Annotated in this window: 14 protein-coding genes; 8 read left to right on the top strand and 6 right to left on the bottom strand. The window is 72.3% G+C overall.

What is annotated here, in order from left to right; genetic code table 11:
• Positions 1–137: 137 nt before the first annotated feature.
• On the bottom strand, positions 138–743 hold the full coding sequence (locus tag ACZ4FV_RS19040) for a PadR family transcriptional regulator (protein WP_395872274.1): 606 nt from the start codon (positions 741–743) through the stop codon (positions 138–140).
• A 417-nt stretch (positions 744–1160) separates the two neighbouring features.
• Between ACZ4FV_RS19040 and ACZ4FV_RS19035 the strand changes: the two genes are divergently transcribed.
• The 3 genes from ACZ4FV_RS19035 (at position 1161) to ACZ4FV_RS19025 (ending at position 2927) form a co-directional block, all read left to right on the top strand.
• Positions 1161–1469: a hypothetical protein gene (locus ACZ4FV_RS19035; RefSeq protein WP_402229946.1), complete on the top strand. Its 309-nt coding sequence runs from the start codon at positions 1161–1163 to the stop codon at positions 1467–1469.
• Positions 1470–1514: 45 nt separating this feature from the next.
• Positions 1515–1949, top strand: a complete 435-nt coding sequence (locus tag ACZ4FV_RS19030; RefSeq protein WP_395872278.1) for a proteasome activator — start codon at positions 1515–1517, stop codon at positions 1947–1949.
• A 117-nt stretch (positions 1950–2066) separates the two neighbouring features.
• Entirely contained in the window at positions 2067–2927 is an 861-nt protein-coding gene (locus tag ACZ4FV_RS19025; protein ID WP_465322941.1) for a thioesterase family protein, read from the top strand.
• Positions 2928–2964: 37 nt separating this feature from the next.
• Here the strand turns inward: ACZ4FV_RS19025 and ACZ4FV_RS19020 are convergent, their stop codons facing one another.
• Entirely contained in the window at positions 2965–3840 is an 876-nt protein-coding gene (locus ACZ4FV_RS19020) for an AIM24 family protein (RefSeq protein ID WP_395872282.1), read from the bottom strand.
• Positions 3841–4012: 172 nt separating this feature from the next.
• Here ACZ4FV_RS19020 and ACZ4FV_RS19015 point away from each other — a divergent pair, with 172 nt between their 5' ends.
• Complete coding sequence (locus ACZ4FV_RS19015; protein ID WP_395872284.1) at positions 4013–4960, top strand: TIGR03620 family F420-dependent LLM class oxidoreductase; 948 nt, start codon at positions 4013–4015, stop codon at positions 4958–4960.
• A 154-nt stretch (positions 4961–5114) separates the two neighbouring features.
• Here ACZ4FV_RS19015 and ACZ4FV_RS19010 read toward each other — a convergent pair whose 3' ends face one another.
• Together ACZ4FV_RS19010 and ACZ4FV_RS19005 are read right to left on the bottom strand one after the other, a co-directional pair.
• Positions 5115–6197 carry an aminotransferase class V-fold PLP-dependent enzyme gene (locus tag ACZ4FV_RS19010; protein ID WP_465322940.1) on the bottom strand — a complete coding sequence of 361 codons (1083 nt, stop codon included), beginning with the start codon at positions 6195–6197 and terminating at the stop codon, positions 5115–5117.
• 269 nt (positions 6198–6466) lie between these two features.
• Complete coding sequence (locus ACZ4FV_RS19005) at positions 6467–6958, bottom strand: hypothetical protein (RefSeq protein ID WP_395872288.1); 492 nt, start codon at positions 6956–6958, stop codon at positions 6467–6469.
• Positions 6959–7214: 256 nt separating this feature from the next.
• Between ACZ4FV_RS19005 and ACZ4FV_RS19000 the strand changes: the two genes are divergently transcribed.
• The 3 genes from ACZ4FV_RS19000 (at position 7215) to ACZ4FV_RS18990 (ending at position 12218) form a co-directional block, all read left to right on the top strand.
• A complete protein-coding gene (locus tag ACZ4FV_RS19000; RefSeq protein ID WP_465322939.1) occupies positions 7215–8681 on the top strand; it encodes an MFS transporter in 1467 nt (488 codons plus the stop codon).
• A 169-nt stretch (positions 8682–8850) separates the two neighbouring features.
• Positions 8851–9684, top strand: coding sequence for an ABC transporter ATP-binding protein (locus ACZ4FV_RS18995; RefSeq protein WP_402229953.1), 834 nt, complete (start codon positions 8851–8853; stop codon positions 9682–9684).
• Positions 9684–12218, top strand: a complete 2535-nt coding sequence (locus ACZ4FV_RS18990) for an ABC transporter permease (RefSeq protein WP_402229955.1) — start codon at positions 9684–9686, stop codon at positions 12216–12218. The genes ACZ4FV_RS18995 and ACZ4FV_RS18990 overlap by 1 nt, the downstream gene beginning before the upstream one ends.
• Before the next feature lie 118 nt (positions 12219–12336).
• Here ACZ4FV_RS18990 and ACZ4FV_RS18985 read toward each other — a convergent pair whose 3' ends face one another.
• Both ACZ4FV_RS18985 and ACZ4FV_RS18980 read right to left on the bottom strand, forming a co-directional pair.
• On the bottom strand, positions 12337–13011 hold the full coding sequence (locus ACZ4FV_RS18985) for a response regulator transcription factor (protein WP_395872295.1): 675 nt from the start codon (positions 13009–13011) through the stop codon (positions 12337–12339).
• Positions 13008–14273: a sensor histidine kinase gene (locus tag ACZ4FV_RS18980; protein ID WP_465322938.1), complete on the bottom strand. Its 1266-nt coding sequence runs from the start codon at positions 14271–14273 to the stop codon at positions 13008–13010. Before ACZ4FV_RS18980 ends, ACZ4FV_RS18985 begins: the two co-directional genes overlap by 4 nt.
• A 437-nt stretch (positions 14274–14710) precedes the next feature.
• Here ACZ4FV_RS18980 and ACZ4FV_RS18975 point away from each other — a divergent pair, with 437 nt between their 5' ends.
• Positions 14711–15382: a DUF2269 family protein gene (locus tag ACZ4FV_RS18975; protein WP_465322937.1), complete on the top strand. Its 672-nt coding sequence runs from the start codon at positions 14711–14713 to the stop codon at positions 15380–15382.
• Positions 15383–15399: the final 17 nt, after the last annotated feature.

Here is a 15399-nt window from a genome sequence, read left to right as displayed (position 1 = left end):
CGACCGGTGACGCGGGTGACCGCAGGGCGTCCCGGCAGTCGGGTTCGACTACCGGGACGCCCTGCGGGGGACCTGCCTGCGGGGCGGAACGGGCGCTCCGAGCCGCAAGCGGTGATCGGCGATCCGGGCGACCCACATCAGTCGGCTTCGGCCAGGATCAGGTAGAGCCGCTTGCGGGTGTCCGTGACGACCTCCAGGGCCTTGGCCCGCTGCGCCTCGGTGCCGTTCATCATGAGCTGGCGCAGTGCGTCGCCGATGCCGTGCATCGCCGAGCGCAGGTCGTGGACCGCCTCGAAGTCGACGCCCTGGCTGGCCTCGTCCCAGGGCTTGGTGCCCTCGGGAAGCGCGGCGGCTTCCTCGCGCCCGGCGTCGGTGAGGGTGAACAGCTTGCGGCCGCTGCCCTCGACGCCCTCGATCACGCCCTCGTCCTCCAGCAGTTGGAGGGTGGGGTAGACCGAACCGGGGCTGGGCTTCCACACGCCGCCGGTGCGCTCGCCGATTTCCTGGATCATCTCGTAGCCGTGCATGGGCCGTTCGGTGAGCAGGGCCAGGATCGAGGCCCGTACGTCACCGCGCCGGGCGCGACCGCGCCCACGGCCTCGGCCGCGCCCTTCCGGTCCGCCACGTCCACCGTGGCCGTGCCCGCGTCCCCACGGGCCGGGGCCGGGCGGGCCCCACGGTCCGAAGGCCGGGCGGTTCTGTCCTTCTGCGCCCCACTGGAGGCGTCCTTTGCTGCGGTGCATGGGTTTCTCCCTGTGATGAGGCGACTCGTCGAGCCGCCGTTCGATCTACTGTGTGTATCGCGATCGTTCGCGATGTTTCAACGATATATCGGTAGCGAGTCTTTCGCAAGCGTCCGGTGTGCGGTTGTCCCGACGGGGCAGGATCCGGCTCGCTCGAAAGGCGTGCCGAGGGCGGATTCGGGCGGGTCGAGGCGGGGAACTCGGCGCAGGCCCCGGACGTCCTTCCGGGGCATGGGGTTTCGTCGGGCGCTCGGCGGGTCGGTTTGCCGGCGTATCGGCCGATGCGGTCGGCGGGCCTTCGCAGGTTCTCCACGGAACCCGCACGAGGCGGACGCACCAGACGCGTTGGGTGAGCCTCGCTTACGGGTAGATTTCGGTTGATAGCTCTTGGTGATCGACTGGCGTGGGGAGAGGGCTGTGTGGACCTGGCTGGTGGTGGGGGTGGCCGCATACCTGGTGTTCCTCGCGTGCGTGATCGTGGTGCTTCGAGCCGCCAAGGCGCGGGCGCGCGTGGAGCGGAACGCCGACGCGTGGGCGGCCGGCCCGCCGGCGGGGGCGGCGATCGGGCCGGTACCGGTGGGTGATCGCCCGGTGCCGGAGCAGCCGGCCGACACCGATACGGCGCGTGCGCACCCGGTGCCCGACGAAGACCCGCAGCCGTCGCGAGCGTGCGACCCGGGGTCGTCCGAGCCGCCCGTTCCGCCCGCGTCGCGGATGCGCGGTTGAACCCGGCCGGCGTTTTCGGCCTCCGGCGCGGGGTAGGCGCGGCCCATGGTTGATCCGACTGTCACCACCACCCGCGAAGGGGACGATCAACGCCCGCTCGGCGAATTGGTCCCGGCCCCCGATCGCGTGATGCGCGTCGCCGAGATGATTCGCCACCTGTTGGAAGAGCTGCGCGACGCACCGCTCGACGAGCCCGGCCGAGGGCGGGTGCGCGCCGTCTACGAGCGCTCGCTGCCCGAGCTGCGCCGTTCGCTCGCGCCCGATCTGTACGAGGAGCTGGAGCGCCTCACCGGGCCGTTCGCCGGGGTGGGTGCGCCCAGCGGCGCGGAACTGCGGATAGTGCAGGCGCAGTTGATCGGCTGGCTGGAAGGGCTGTGGGGTGGCATCCGGTTGACCCTGATGCTGCGGCAGAACGCCGAGGTGGGTCCGCCGCACGTTCTTCTGGGCGGGGACGCGGAGGAGGACGGCTCGTACCTGTGAGGGTGCGCCGGTGACTTGGCCGGCCTCGGTGAGGTGGGGCGGCGGTCGGGATATGTGACTGTGCCAAGCTGTTTGCCCGTCAGTCGCTTCCCGTCAGCCGCCCCTGGAGTCGCCGCCATGACCGAACAGGCATCCGCCGAGACCGGGCCGTCCGGCGCCGCGCCCGACTACGAACTCGACCGGGACACCACGTGCGTCGCGCGCCCGGACGCGCCGGGCGTGTACGACACCACGCTCTCGCCGGACTGGGCGTTCGGGATGGGCCTCAACGGCGGATACCTGCTCGCCCTCGCCGGCCGCGCGCTCGGTGCGACACTGCCGCACCCCGATCCGTTCACGATCACCGCGCACTACCTGACCACGTCACACCCGGGGCCGGCCGAGGTGCGCACGGAGGTCCTGCGTACCGGGCGCACCCTGAGCACCGGCACCGCGCGGATCGTGCAGGACGGCGAGATTCGGGTGCACGTGGCCGCCTCCTACGGCGACCTGGCCGCGCTGGACCCGGAGGTGCGTACGAGTGCCCGGCCGCCGGCGCTGCCCTCGCCCGAGGAGTGCACGGCGAGCGCCGCCGGCGCGGCGCCCTTTCGGCGCACCACGTTCATGGACCGCAGCGAGCAACTGCTCGACCCGGCGACCGCCGGCTGGTCGACCGGGCGGCCGTCCGGGCGTGGGGAGATTCGGGCCTGGTGGCGGCTCGCGGACGGTCGTGCCCCGGATGCACTGGCGCTGCTGCTCGCGGTCGACTCGCTCGTGCCGACCGCGTTCGACCTCGGCGTGCGCGGGTGGGTGCCCACGGTGGAGTTGACCGTGCATGTCCGGGCCAGGCCGGCGCCGGGGTGGCTGCGGGTGGCGCTGGCCACCCGCAATCCGGCGGGCGGCTACCTCGAGGAGGACGGCGAGGTCTGGGACTCGACGGGCCGACTGGTCGCCCAGTCCCGGCAGTTGGCACGCCTACCGCGCAAACGGCAGCCGTAGGTCCGGCAGGCTCACGGACCCGTGGTGGGCGCGGGGGTCAGCGTGGCGGTCCGTACGGTCCGGGGGGACCGTAGGGGCCGGGCGGGGGAGGACCGTACGGACCCTGGGGGCCGGGCGGGCCGTACGGGCCCGGCTGTGGGGGCGGCGGGGCGCCGTGTGGGCCGCCGGGGCCGGCCCAGGTGTTGTTCTGGAAGCCGTCCCGACCCATGCCGAAGTGGCGGTTGTTCTCGGTCGCGGTCAGGTTCGCGGGCAGGATCTCGCTGGGCTGGACCACCACGTAGCCCTCTCCGATGAAGGCCATCGTCCAGCCCTCGCCGGTCTGTCGGCGGCGGCGCCAGATGCGCTGCGACGTGGTCTGCGCCTGCAGGCTGGTCTGGAGGCCGGCGGTCCAGGCGATCACCGCGTCGGCGTCCGCGAACACCTCGCGGTCGTTGGACGCGCGCAGTACCAGCGGCGCGCCGGACGTGGTGATGACGATCTTGCCGGTGCCGCCGATCTGCATCGAATAGGCGCCCATGCCGCCCACGTTGTAGCCGGCGTCGATCTGTACGACGCTCCAGTTCAGCGTGCCGTCCAGGGCCAGGACGTTCTCGTCCTCGACGATCAGCGCCTCGTTGTGCAGATTCAGGATGTGGATGCTCTGCGCCTGATTGGCGAGGTAGACCGTGCCGTGTCCGTGGCAGCGCATCAGGTCCAACATGTCGCCGGTCAGCGCGCCGGTGCGGATCTCGGCGGCGGTCTGGAACGCCCCCTCGAACTGCACGTTGCCCTGATAGGCCACCATCGCGCCCTTGCGGGCCAGTACCTCGGTGCCCACCTCGGGGCTCAGCAGCACCCGCAACATGTGCGCGTTCTGCAGGCTGTAACGCTCGGCGGACTGGCTCACCGTGTGGTTGAACAGTGGACTCTGCACGAGGTCTCCGACGGATCCGGCAACGGCGTGGGCGCGGTTGGCAAGTGGTTCGTGTGACCAGACCATGATTCCGCGTCGATGGTTCCCTCGGAACCAAGGGTGACCCATGTCGACCGGTATGGTGCGGGAGACAGCTTCTGTTACGGCGTTACAGAGAACTCGGGAGCGTGCCATGACCACACCGACACCGCCGGCGACACCCCAACCGACATCGGCCGCGGCGCGGTCCGTTCCCGACCTGGGCCGGATCGGGCTGTGGACCGCCGCGCTCGACTTCATGCCCGTGTCCCGGCTGCGGGAGACCGTGGCCGAACTCGACGAACTCGGCTACGGCGCGCTGTGGTGGGGCGAGACGGTGGGCCGTGAGGCGTTCACCCAGGCGATGCTCGTCCTGGGCGCCGCGCCGCGCATCGCCGCCGCGACCGGCATCGCCAACGTGTGGGCCCGGGACGCGATGGCCGCCAACGCGGCGGCGCGTACCGTGCACGAGGCGTACCCCGAGCGGTTCCTGACCGGCCTCGGGATCAGCCACAGCGGGCTGGTCGAGGGGCTGCGGCCGGGTGGGCACAGGTACGAGAAGCCGCTCGCGCACATGCGCGAGTACCTGGACGCGATGGACTCCTCCCTGTACCTCGCACCCGGCGGCGACGGCCCGCGCCCGGCCCGCGTGCTCGCGGCGCTCGGCCCGAGAATGCTGGACCTCGCGCGCGAGCGGTCCGAGGGAGCGCACACGTATCTGGTCACGCCCGAGCACACCGCCGAGGCACGCGCGGCACTGGGCCCGGATCGGCTGCTCGCGGTGGAGCAGGCGGTCGTGCCGACCACGGACCGGGAGACCGCGCTGCGCCGGGGCCGCGAGCATCTGCGGACGTACGCGACGCTGCCCAACTACCGCCGCAACTGGCTGCGACTGGGCCTGACCGAGGAGGACTTCGCCGACGGCGGCAGCGAGCGCATGGTGGATCGGCTCGTGGCGTCGGGCGACGAGTCGGCGATCCGCGCGGCGGTCGACGCGCACTTCGCCGCCGGCGCCGACCACGTCTGCGTGCAGGTCCTGGGCGAGACGTTCGACGCGGCCCCGGCGGCGGATTGGCGGTCGCTGGCGGCGGTGCTGCTGTAAAGGCGCGGGGGCCGGTCGGTTCGGTCGGGCACCGGGCGGTGTCCCGGTGCCCGCTGCCGCGTCCGCCCGTTGGTTGGGTGGGTCGGTGGCTCGGTGCCGTCGGTGACGGGCGGGTGGGTGCCGCCGGGGCGGCATCGGGTCGGTATCGGGTGGCTCAGGAGGTGAGCGCGGTGACGGCGGCGTCGACGTCGGCGTCGGTGTTGTACACGTGGAAGGCCAGTCGGGTGCGGCCGGCGCGGGCCGAGAACCGGATGTCGGCGGCCTCCAGGCGCTCCTTGGCGTCGGGGATGTCGATCGCGACGATCGCGCTGTCGCCGGGAGGCAGGCCCAGGCCGGCCAGGAAGCGGTTGGCGAGGGCCACGTCGTGGGCGTGGATGTGCTCGACGCCGATCCGCTCGACCAGGTCGAGCGCGGGGTCGGCGCCCACCTGGCAGAACCAGGCCGGCGAGGTGTCGAATCGGCGCGCGGTGTCGGTCAGGCGCAACGGCGGGCCGTAGTAGGGGTCGCCGTCGGCGGCGCCGGCGTACCAGTTCGCGGCGTGCGGGAGGGTACGCGCGGCCAACTCCGGTGCGACGTAGCCGTAGGCCGTGCCGCGCGGTGCCATCAGCCACTTGTAGGCGCTGACCACGAACAGGTCGTAGCGGGTCGCGTCCAACGGCAGCCAACCACAGGCCTGTGTGCCGTCCACGTACACGCTCGCGCCGTACGCGCGGGCCGCCGCGACGATGTCCGCCTCGGCGGCGATCGAGCCGTCGGCGGACTGGACCAGGCTGAACGCGACGGCCGTGGTGCGCTCGTCGATCGCGTCGACGAGTTTGGCCGGCGGCACCGTGACCACCTCGACGCCCCGGGCCTCCTGGACCAGCCACGGGAACAGGTTCGAGGTGAATTCGACCTCGGGCACCACGAGCCGCCCGCCGACCGGAAGCCCGGCGGCGAACGGGGCGAGCAGGCCGGAGGTGGTGTTGCCCGCCATGATCGTCTCGGCCGGCGCGCCGACGATCCGTGCGAACGTGGCCCGGGCCCGCTCGCCGGCCGCGTGGAACCCGTCCATGTCGGTGCGCCCGCGCCGCCAGGTCTCCTGGGCCCGGGTCAGCGCCTCGTAGGCGACGTTCGGCGGCAGGCCACTGCTCGCGGTGTTCAGCCAACCGGGGTCGGTGCTCCAGTTCGAGAGCGCGCGACCGGGGTCCGCGTCGGGATTCGGATTCGCCATGGGGTGGTCCGGTTTCGAGTCCATGGGCCGAGGCTAGGCAACCGGTGGATCCCGGGAATAGGGCCACCTGGTCGCCGGTGGCCTGCTTTCGGTGCGGACGGGTCGCGGTTCGGCGCCGTTGTGGCTCGCGCGCGTCTGCGGCCCGGCCCGGCGGGACGGCTTCGGCCCGGGCGCGGGCCGTGCCGTCCCCGGTCCGTGCCCGCCGGCCTCTGTGCCGTGCCCGCCGGGTCTTGTGGCGTGCCGGCCGGGCCGGCGTGTCGTGCCGGCCTCGGCCTCGGCCTCGTCGTCTCCGCCTACCGGCTCGTACCGTCCCCGACGTCGCTGTCGGTGCGTGCGGACAACCAATCCGGCCAGGGGACCGGCGGGTTGGGGAGCGGGGTGATGTCGCGCTCGGCACACAGGCGTTCGAAGCCCGCGCGGTCGGCGGGGACGGCCCGGGGGTCGCCGCACATGATCTCGTACAGGGTCGCGCCCTCGGGGCCGGCGATCAGGGGGCCGAACGCGGCGCCCTGTTCGAGGGTGATGTGAGTGCCGGTGGGGCACGGGCGGTCGCCGATCAGGACCTCGCCGGCCACGACGAAGACGTAGTGCTCGGACATGTGGCCGTGCCGTTCGACCACGACACCCGCGTCGTAGCGGGCGTAGATGACCAACCGCTCGGGGGACCACTCCAGGAACTTCTCCCAGACCGACGTGCGCCGGCCGCCGTGCGACTGGGCCTTGACCTCGTGCCACGGGGCCTCGGAGATGTGGGTGATGCGCAGTTCGGGTTCTCGATCCGCCACGGGGTTGCCCTCCCAAGAAGTGACGATGCGTCAGATCGATCTTGACACAGAATCGCAGCTTGGGATTTGCCCGATATTTGGCGTATTTCTGGCTCTTGCGCACCAAATACTTACAGGGAATTTACCCCCGGTGCTCCGCCCGGCGGTGATCACGTGTTCCGGGGGCGCATAAAGTCGGTTGATACACCCAACCAAAAACCCTGTCGCGGCCCACCGTGTGTCTCCGTCGGTGGCCCGTATATGTAAGGAACCAGTCTTGAAGAGCGCGCAGCAGGCGCCGTCCGCCACTGTCCCGCCCGCCGCACCCGGAACCCCGATCACGACCGCGCCCGCAGGCATGAGCCGGACCGGGTTCGTCCTGCTCGTCCTGATCATGGGTGCGCTGACCTACTCGTTGCTCCAGTCGATGCTGGCGCCGGCCCTCCCGCAGATCCAGACCGAGATCGGCGCGAGCGCCGACGCGACCTCGTGGCTGATGACCGGCTACCTGCTGTGCGCCTCGGTGACCACGCCCATCCTCGGGCGGCTGGGCGACATGTACGGCAAGAAGCGCCTGTTCGTGTTCACCATCGGCATGCTCGCGGTCGGTTCGCTGGTCTGCGCGCTGGCCGACTCGGTCGGCCTGATGATCATCGGCCGGGTGATCCAGGGCTTCGGCGGCGCGGTCTTCCCGCTCTCCTTCGGCATCGTGCGCGACGAGTTCCCGCCGGAGCGCCGGGCCGGTGCGATCGGCCTGATGTCCGCGATCATGGGCATCGGCGGCGGCATAGGCATCGTGGTCACCGGCCCGATCATGGACCACCTGTCCTACCACTGGCTGTTCTGGATCCCGATGGTGACCTGCCTGGTCACCGCGATCGCGTCGTGGTTCCTGATCCCCGAATCGCCGGTCCGGGTCAAGGCACGGATCCACTGGCTCGGCGGCGCGCTGATGTCGCTCGGCCTGGTCGGCGTACTGCTCGCGCTGAGCAAGGGCGAGTCCTGGGGCTGGGGCTCGGTGAACACCGTCGGCCTGTTCGCGGTCGGCATCGTCTTCCTCGGCCTTTGGGTGCTCGCCGAATCGCGCGCGGACGAACCGCTCGTGGACATGCGGGTGATGCGGCTGCGCGGGGTGTGGGCGACCAACCTCGGCGGCCTGCTCGTCGGTTTCTCGATGATGGCGGGCATGCTGCTCGTGCCGCGCTTCCTCCAGATGCCGGAGAGCACCGGCTACGGCTTCGGCACCACGGTGACCGTGTCCGGTCTGTACGTGCTCCCGCAGGCCTTCGCGATGTTGCTGATCGGCCCGATGGCGGGCGTGATCGACAAGCGCTTCGGCTCGAAGATGGCGATGGTCGCCGGCTGCGTGCTGATGGCCGCCGGGTTCGCGTTCCTGGCCGTCCTGCACACCAGCGGCCGGCACATCCTGCTCGCGATGTTCGTCTTCGGCATCGGCATCGGGCTCGCCATGTCGGCGATGGCCAACCTCATCGTCGGCGCGGTCCCGGTCGAGCAGACCGGCATCGCCACCGGCATCAACACGATCGCCCGCACCGTCGGCATGTCCTGTGCGAGCGCGATCTCCACGACGCTGCTCACCGCCAACCCCGGCCCCGGCGGACTGCCCGCCGAACGCGGCTTCGTGCTGACCTTCATCTGCGCCGCCGCGGCCGCGCTCGTCGCACTCGGGGTCACCTTCGTGGTGCCCAGCCGGGCCAAGCCGGGCGCCCGCCCCGTCGCCTGAGCATGTCGGTGGTGGGGCGGGCCGCACCACCCGCGTCCCGACCCCCCGCCCGGGGGTGGGGTTGTCCCCACCCCCGATCCGCGTGGTCGCACCCTCGTGCCGAAGGGGCGCCGATCCGTAGCGTCGAACCTGTTGGTTTCGACAGGCGTTACGGGTCACAGGAGGCACCATGTTCGGGCGAGGCGGCCGCGGTACACGACAGGCGAAGCGGGATGCCGCGAACTCGCCGCGGTACGTGGCGCCCGCGTCGGTCGACTGCGCGGTCCGGCTGGACGCGGTGACCAAGGCGTACGGCAAGGGCGAGTCGGCCGTGCACGCGCTGCGCGGCATCGACATGGCGATTCCCCGGGGTACCTTCACCGCCGTGATGGGCCCGTCCGGGTCCGGCAAGAGCACCTTCCTGCACTGCGCCGCCGGTCTGGACCGGCCGGACGGCGGCCGGGTGCTCCTGGGCACCGACGACCTGACCGCGATGAAGGAGAACGAGCTCACCCGGCTGCGCCGGACCCGACTCGGCTTCGTCTTCCAGGCGTTCAACCTGCTGCCCTCGCTCACGGTCGAGAAGAACGTGCTGCTGCCGCTGCGGTTGGCGGGCGTACGCGCCGACCGGCGGCGGGCCGCCGAGGTGCTCGCCATGGTCGGCCTCGACCGGCACTCCGGCCGTCGGCCGGCGCAACTGTCCGGCGGCCAACAGCAGCGCGTGGCGATCGCCCGGGCCCTGGTCACCCGACCCGACGTGCTTTTCGCGGACGAGCCCACCGGCGCGCTGGACACCACCACCGCCGCCGAGGTGCTCTCGCTGCTGCGCCGGGCCGTGGACGAGACCGGCGCCACCATCGTGATGGTCACCCACGACCCGGTCGCCGCCTCCTACGCGGACCGGGTGGTCTTCCTGGCCGAGGGCAACCTCGCGGGCGAGCTGTACCGGCCCACCCCGGAGGCGATCGCCGCCCGGATGGTCGACCTGTCCCAGGTGAACGCACGGCAGGGATGGGCCGCCTGATGTCGTTGTTTCGACCCAACGGTCTCGCACGCACCTCGGTGCGCTTTCGGCCCGCGTCCTTCGCGGGCTCGTTCGTGGCGCTGCTGTTCGCCGCGATGCTGGTCACGATGTGCGGCGTGTTCATGGAGAGCGGGATCCGCGCGCACGCCACCACCGAGCGCTATGCCGACACGCCGGTCCTGGTCAGCGGGCCCAACGACGTGAGCAAGCGGTTGGGCAAGGGGGAGGGTACATACACCGAGTCGGCCCCGCTGCCCGAGCGGACCCGGCTCGACGCCGGGCTCGCCGGGCGGATCGCGGCCGTGCCGGGGGTGGGCTCGGTGATCCCCGACCTGACCTTCCCGGCGCAGACCGAGCGGGCCGTGGTGGACGGGCACGGGTGGTCCTCGGCGCCGTTGGCCGGTACCCGCGAGGGCACCGCGCCGCGTGCCGGTGAGGTCGTGTTGACCACCGACGCCGCCGGTTCGGCCAAGGTCGGCGACAGCGTGCGGTTGACCACGCCCGGCGGTGAGGTCGCGCTGCGGGTGAGCGGCGTGCTGCCGGGTCGGGGTGCGCACCTGTACGTGCCCGACGCGGACGCGCAGCGGTTGGCCGGGCATCCCGGCACGGTCACCGCGATCGGCGTGCTTCCGGCGGCCGGCGCGGACACCGGCAAGGTCGCCCAGGACGTGCGGGCCGCACTGACGGGCACCGGTGCCAAGGTGTCCACCGGGGACGACCGCGGGGCGGCCGAGTACACCGACTTCGGGAACACCAAGGAGATGTTCACCGCGATCGGCGGCACCCTGGGCGGCATCGTGCTCATGGTGGCGATCTTCGTGGTCGCGGGCGCCACCGCGCTGTCGGTGGGGCAGCGCCGGCGCGACATCGCGCTGCTGCGCGCGGTGGGCGCCACGCCGTGGCAGATCCGCCGGATGATCGCCACCGAGACCGGTCTGGTGTCCCTGGTGGCGGGCGTCGTCGGGGTGCTGCCCGGCACGCTGCTGGCCCGCTGGTGGTTCTCCGCCATGGACGACCGGGGCCTGGTCGCGCACGGCGTCACGCTGTCGGTGGGCTGGATCCCGATGGTCGTGGCCGTCGGGGCGGGGACGCTGACCGCGCTGGGCGCGGGACTGCTCGCGGCGCGGCGCAGTGCGAAGATCAAGCCGACCGAGGCCCTGGGCGACGCCGCTGTCGAGCGGGTCTTCGTCGGCTGGATCCGACTGGTGCTCGGTCTCGGTGCGCTCGGCGGCGGAATCGCGGTGACCCGGATCGCGCTGAACGCGACCGGTGACGACGCGATCGCCGCGGCCGGCGGCGTGATCATGCTGTTCATGCTCGCGATCGGACTGCTCGGCCCGATCCTGGCGCACGTGTGCGTCTCGGTGTTCGGGTGGGTCGGGAGCCTGTTCGGCACCACCGGACAACTCGCGTTCGACAACGCCCGGGCCAACTCGCGGCGACTCGCGTCGGCGATCACCCCGATCGCGCTGGCGGTCGCCTTCGCGGCCACGCTGAGCTTCATGTTCGCGGCCGAGGATCACCACGCGAGTGTGCAGTCCCGGGACGCGATCACCGCCGATCGGGTGCTGGCCGGGCCGGGCTTCATTCCGCAGACCACCGCCAAGGTGGCCGGCACACCCGGTGTCGCTTCGGTGACGTCGGTGCTGAACACCGCGGTCGTGGTGGTCCGGGACGGCGGCCTGCAGAAGCAGAGCGCGCAGGGCATCGGGGGCACCGCGCAGGATCTGGCGAGCACGCTGGATCTGGGTGTGCGCGAGGGCAGCACCGACGCGCTGCGACCCGGTGCGCCGCAACCGGCGGGCGGAGCGGTCGCGTTGGACCGCGAGGTGGCATCGGCGCTGCACGGCAAGGTCGGCGAGCCGGTCTCGATGTGGCTCGGGGACGGTACCGCGATCGACCCGATCGTGGTGGCGATCTACGATCGCGGCCTGGGCACCGCCGGCGTGACGCTGCCGCGGGCCGCGGTCGAGACACACGTGGAGACGGCGCTGGACAGCCGGCTGCTGGTGCGGTTCGCCCCCGGCGCGGACACGCGGGCCGCGGACGCGGCGCTGACCGGTCTGACGCAGCGTCACCCGGGAGCGTCGGTACAGGACCGCGCCGCCTACGCGACCCAGGTCGACAAGGACCGCGAGACCAACAAGTGGCTGAACTACATCATGCTGGTCATCCTCGCGGGCTTCGCGACGATCGCCGCGATCAACACGATGGCGGTCACCACGGCGGCCCGGAACCGGGAGTTGGGCCTGATGCGGATGATCGGCAGCACCCACGGCCAGGTTCGGGCGGTGCTGCGGCGCGAGGCGATCATGGTCGGTGCGATCGGACTGGGGCTGGGCATGTCGGTGGCGATGGCCACCCTGGTGCCGTTCAACAAGGGCTCGTTCGACACCTCGACCCCGTACGTCCCGCTGCCGCTGTGCCTGGCGATCAGTGCGGCCGCCCTCCTACTGGCCCCGCTGACGGTGGCCCCGGTGGCCCGCCGGCTGCTGCGGTTGGCTCCGATCGACGCGGTCGGCGCCAAGGAATAGCGCGGTCCGTGCACCGACGCGAGCGGCGGACGGGCCGGCCCGCCCGGCGCTCGCGTCGGTGCGGCGTCGATGCCCGTGTCGGGTGCCGGGGTTGGGGTCGGCGACTCGCGTCGGCCGGTCACGGGGAGGTGCGGCCCGGGGTGACCAGGCCGGTCTCGTAGGCGAAGACCACCAGTTGGGCCCGGTCGCGCACGGACAGCTTGGTCATCGCGCGGCTGACGTGGGTCTTCGCGGTGAGCGGACTGAGCACCAGGTGCTCGGCGATCTCGTCGTTGGACAGGCCGCGACCGACCAGCCCGACGATCTCCCGCTCGCGCTCGGTGAGCAGCGCCAGTTCGGCGGCCGGCGCGGCGGTCGGGCGCGAGGCGCCGGCCGCGTACTCCTCGATCAACCGGCGAGTCACGTTCGGCGACAACAAAGCGTCGCCCGCCGCGACCACCCTTACCCCGCGCAGGAGTTCGGCCGGTTCGGTGTCCTTGACCAGGAAGCCGCTCGCGCCGTTGCGCAGCGCCTCGAAGACGTACTCGTCCAGGTCGAACGTGGTCAGGATGATCACCCGGACGTCGGTCAGCGCCGGATCCGCCGCGATCACCCGGGCCGCCTCCAGACCGTCCATGCCCGGCATCCGGATGTCCATCAGCACGACGTCGGGGCGCAGTTCGCCGGTGAGTCGGACCGCCTCGCCGCCCTCGCCCGCCTCGCCCACGACCTCCATGTCCGGCTGCGCGGCCAGCAGGGCCCGAAAGCCCGCGCGCACCAGCGCCTGGTCGTCGGCCAGCACCAACCTGATCATGCGTCCCCCTCGATGGACTGCGCCGGACCGCCCGCGTTCGCCGCCGATCCGGTCGGCGGATGTCCACCGCCATCATGCCCGTCGGCGCGATCACCGTAGGGGAGGTGCGCCTGAACGCGGAAGCCGCGCCCGGGAACCGGCACCGCGACACAACGGCCACCGAGCGCGGCGGCCCGCCGGCGCATGCCGTGCAGCCCGTTGCCGCCGGAGACCAGCGCATCGGCGGGAGCCGACCTCGACTCGGGCCGCACGCCTCGACCGTTGTCGCGGACCGACAGCTCCAACCCGCTCTCCCCATAGGTCACGCCCACCACGGCGTCGCTCGCCGCGGCGTGCCGCAGGGTGTTGGTCAACGCCTCCTGCACGATCCGATACGCCGCCAGGTCCACCGCCGAAGTCAACGGGCGCGCGGTGCCCGAGCGCTCGACCCGGACGGTCAGCCCGCCGGCGGACGTACGCGCGACCAGCTCGTCCAGCCGGTCCAGGCCCGCGGTGGGCGCGCGTGGGGCGCCGTCCGGACCCGAGCGGTCCACCGAGTCGCCCTTGAGGATGTCCAGCACCGAGCGCAGTTCGCCCAGCGCCTCGCGGCTCGCGTACTTGACCGCGGTCAGTGCCTCCCGGGCCTGCTCGGGCGACGAGTCCATCAACTCCAGGCCCACCGACGCCTGCACGTTCATCAGCGAGATGTGATGGGCGAGCACGTCGTGCAACTCGCGGGCGATCCGCAACCGTTCGTCGCCCGCCCGGCGCCGCTCGGCCTCGGCCAGGCCGAGCGACTGCACGCGGGCCCGCTGCGCCTCGGCGGCGTTGAAGGCGCGGCGCAGCCGAACCATCTCGCCGATGCCCGCGAGCACCAGCAGCCACGCGGCGATGCCCAGCGCGGGCGCGACGTCGGGCGTGGCCTCCGAGGTCAACAGCGGCGAGATCCACACGAAACCGGTGTAGCCCAGCACGAGGACCACATACGACAGGAGGCGTAGACCGGCGGCGAACGCGCTCCACAGCGCGATGATCATCGCCAGGAAGATCGGCCCGCGCGGATAGTCGAGCGACGTATAGAGCAGTGCCGAGCCGACCGCCACCAGGAGCACGCCCGCCGGGTGGCGGCGGCGCACGGCCAGGGCCAGCGGGCCGAGCGCGATCAGCAGCACGCCCCACACGTCAAGATCCCGCGGGGCGTCCGGCTGGCGGTGGGCCGCGAAGGCCGTCGCGGCCACTTGCACCACACACACCAGCAGCGCGAGCGCGACGTCGCGCACCACGCGGGGCACCGGACCGAGGAGGTGCTCGAGCCAGCGCGCGCCGGGGCGGGAAACCCGCGACCACGGTGATCCGGGCCGCGAGCCCGGGCGCCGGGTCGGGGGATTCGAGGGGCTCGTCATGTGATCAACGGTAGGGGGAGTGGGCGGCGTCGCGCGTCGGCTGCGCGTGGGCTTGTCGGCTGCTCCCGGGGGAGCAGACGAAGCGCTGTCGGCTGCTCCCCCGGGAGCAGGAAGACGCTGGTCGACCGGCCCTTCGACCTGCCCGGGCAGCAGGCCCGGTGCATCCCCGGGCCGGACGCCGGCCGGGGCGCGAATCGCGAGAGTTGACCTTGTCGACGAGGCCCCGGAACGAACCCGGTTTCCGCACCTCGCCGCCGCGGCCCGGGCCCTTCGCCCGACCCCGCGTCCGCGTCCCGCACCACTTCCAGGAGGTCACTGTGAACGCGTCCCCGACGACCGGGAACCGGCGCTTCCCGAGGTCCGTCCGCAGGGCGGTCAACTCCGGGCACGTCGTGTTCGCGGTCGGTCTCCTGGGTGTCGAGTGGGTCATGCTGCTGATCGGCATCGTGGCCCGGTCGACCGACGACCCGGCCCTGCGCCACGGCGTGTATCAACTCATGCGGATCTTCGCTTTGGCGGGCGGCATCCCGTTCGCCGTGTTGTCCCTGATCACCGGTGTGCTGCTGTGCCTGTACACGCCGTGGGGGCTGTGGCAACACCTGTGGATCAAGGTCAAGATCGTGCTGCTGATCGCGGTGATCGTGACCGGCGCCGCCGTGGTGAGCCAGTTCGCGCACCGGCTGATCGCCGCCTCCGCGTCCGATGGGAACGCGGACGCGCTGCCGCCGCTGCAGACCTGGCACCTGGTCGTGGTGATCTTCCAGCTGGTCGCGCTGATCGTCTCGACGGCGCTGTCCGTGTTCAAGCCCTCGGGCGACCGCGGCCGAGGCCGGCCCCGGGCGCGCCGCCGCGCCGAGAACGCCCCGAGGGACCGCTCGACCGCGTCCGACCCGACCGGGGAGGTGGCCGGCGCTCGCGAATCCGTCGGCGTGGGCCGATCCACGCCTGGGCTCCGGTCCTCGGCGCCGGTTCGCAATCCGGTCGCATAGCACCGATCCGTACGGCC

The organism is Embleya sp. NPDC025285 (genome assembly GCF_055558835.1).
Note: the sequence above shows the minus strand (reverse complement) of the source record. Positions and strands in the feature narration are given on the sequence as shown.